This is a genomic window from Pseudonocardia halophobica, from assembly GCF_027922425.1.
Classification (GTDB): Bacteria; Actinomycetota; Actinomycetes; order Mycobacteriales; family Pseudonocardiaceae; genus Pseudonocardia; species Pseudonocardia halophobica.
The window spans coordinates 1-1,764 of record NZ_BSFQ01000104.1 but is presented as its reverse complement, the minus strand read 5'-3'; the positions used below and the strand labels follow the sequence as shown (position 1 = coordinate 1,764).

The 1,764-nt window shown below is 70.7% G+C and carries 3 protein-coding genes; all 3 read left to right on the top strand.

Features of this window, described 5'->3' with window-relative positions; all coding sequences use genetic code 11:
* Nucleotides 1–509 (top strand): xanthine dehydrogenase family protein molybdopterin-binding subunit (locus PKE99_RS37425; protein ID WP_271215011.1); only part of this gene is annotated, 509 nt, incomplete at its 5' end.
* Nucleotides 506–1,537 (top strand): LLM class flavin-dependent oxidoreductase, encoded by a 1,032-nt coding sequence (locus PKE99_RS37420; protein WP_037054432.1) that lies wholly within the window; start codon nucleotides 506–508, stop codon nucleotides 1,535–1,537. The genes PKE99_RS37425 and PKE99_RS37420, both read left to right, overlap by 4 nt.
* A partial coding sequence (locus PKE99_RS37415) for a hydantoinase/oxoprolinase N-terminal domain-containing protein (protein ID WP_271215010.1) occupies nucleotides 1,537–1,764 on the top strand: 228 nt, incomplete at its 3' end. The genes PKE99_RS37420 and PKE99_RS37415, both read left to right, overlap by 1 nt.

Here is a 1,764-nt window from a genome sequence, read left to right as displayed (position 1 = left end):
TCGACTCGGGCTGTCTCACCGGGGCGCTGTCCACCGGGTTCGCCACCCCCACCTACCACGTGCACTCCGCGGAGGTCGAGGTCGACCGCGACACCGGCAAGGTCACGATCCTGCGCTACGTCGTCGCCCAGGACGTCGGCCGCGCGATCAACCCGCAGCAGGTCGAGGGCCAGATCCTCGGCGGCGTGCTGCAGGGCGTCGGCTACGCCCTCTACGAGGACCTGCGCGTGGCCGACGGCGTGACCCTGGACGCCAGCCTGGAGAACTACCGCCTGCCGACGGCGTTCGAGGCGCCGCCGATCGACATCGCGCTGCTGGACAACCCGTGGCCGGAGGGCCCGTACGGCGCCAAGGGCGCGGGCGAGCCGTCGATCATCCCGGTCGCCGCAGTGATCGCCAGCGCTGTCTCCGACGCGATCGGCAAGCCCATCCGCAACCTCCCCATCACCCCCTTCGACGTCCTGGCCGCACTGCGCGAGGACGGCACGACGGAAGGAACGACGCGATGACCAGCAACGCTACCAACCGGTCCCCCGTCGGCCTGCTCGTCTCCAGTCAGCTGCCGCCCGAGCAGATCCCGGAGATCTCCGCCCTGGTCGAGCGGGAGGGCTTCGGCGAGCTGTGGATCCCCGAGGACTACTTCTTCTACGGCGGCGTCTCCGGCGCGATGGCCGCGCTGAACGCCACCAGTTCCATCAAGGTCGGCATCGGTGTCGTCTCCGCGATGGCGCGTCACCCCGCGGCCCTCGCCATGGAGCTCGCGACGATCGACCGTATGTACCCGGGTCGCGTGTGGCCGGGCATCGGCCTCGGCGTCCCGCACTGGGTGCAGCAGATGGGCGTCATGCCCAAGTCGCCCTACACGGCGATGCGCGAGACCGTCACCAACGTACGGCGGCTGCTCGACGGCGAGGAGGTGACCTTCGAGGGCAAGGTCCACTCCTTCGACAAGATCAAGCTGGTGCACCCGGCCGCGACGAAGCTGCCGATCTACATGGGCGTCATCGGGCCCCGGATGCTCAACCTCGCCGGTGAGGTCGCCGACGCCACCCTCGTGTCGGTGCTGGCCGGCACGAAGTACCTGCGCTGGCTGCGCGAACGCGTCGCCGAGGGCCAGACCAAGGCCGGCCGCGAGGGCGAGCACCACCGCGTGGCGGCCTACGCGCTCTACTCCGTCGACCCGGACGGGGCGAAGGCCAAGCAGGAGGCCCGGACCGTGGCCGCGTTCTACCTCGCGGCCGTGCCCAAGTCGGGGCTCACCGACATCTACGGCATCGGCGACGAGCTGTGGGACATGTACCAGCGCGGCGGTGACAACGCGGGCGAGCTGATCATGCGCGAGATGCCCGACCAGTGGGTCGAGGACCTCGTCATCGCCGGCGACCCGGACGAGTGCGCGGCGAAGATCCAGGCACTCATCGACGCCGGCGCCGACTCGGTGGACCTGGCCCCCGTGGCCGCCGACCGGGCCAAGGAGGTCGTCGAGCTCACCGCCCGCGACGTCCTTCCCCAGGTACGGCATCGGACGGTGGGCTGATGCGCGTCGGGATCGACGTCGGCGGGACCAACACCGACGCCGTGCTGATGGACGGTGACCGCGTCCTGGCCGAGGTCAAGAACCCGACCTCGGCCGACGTGACCACCGGAATCGTCGAGGGCCTGCGCAGCCTGCTGGCCCGCAGCGCCGTCGCGCCGGAGGCCGTCGAGACCGTCATGATCGGCACGACGCACTTCACCAACGCCGTGGTGGAGGCCCGCCGGCTC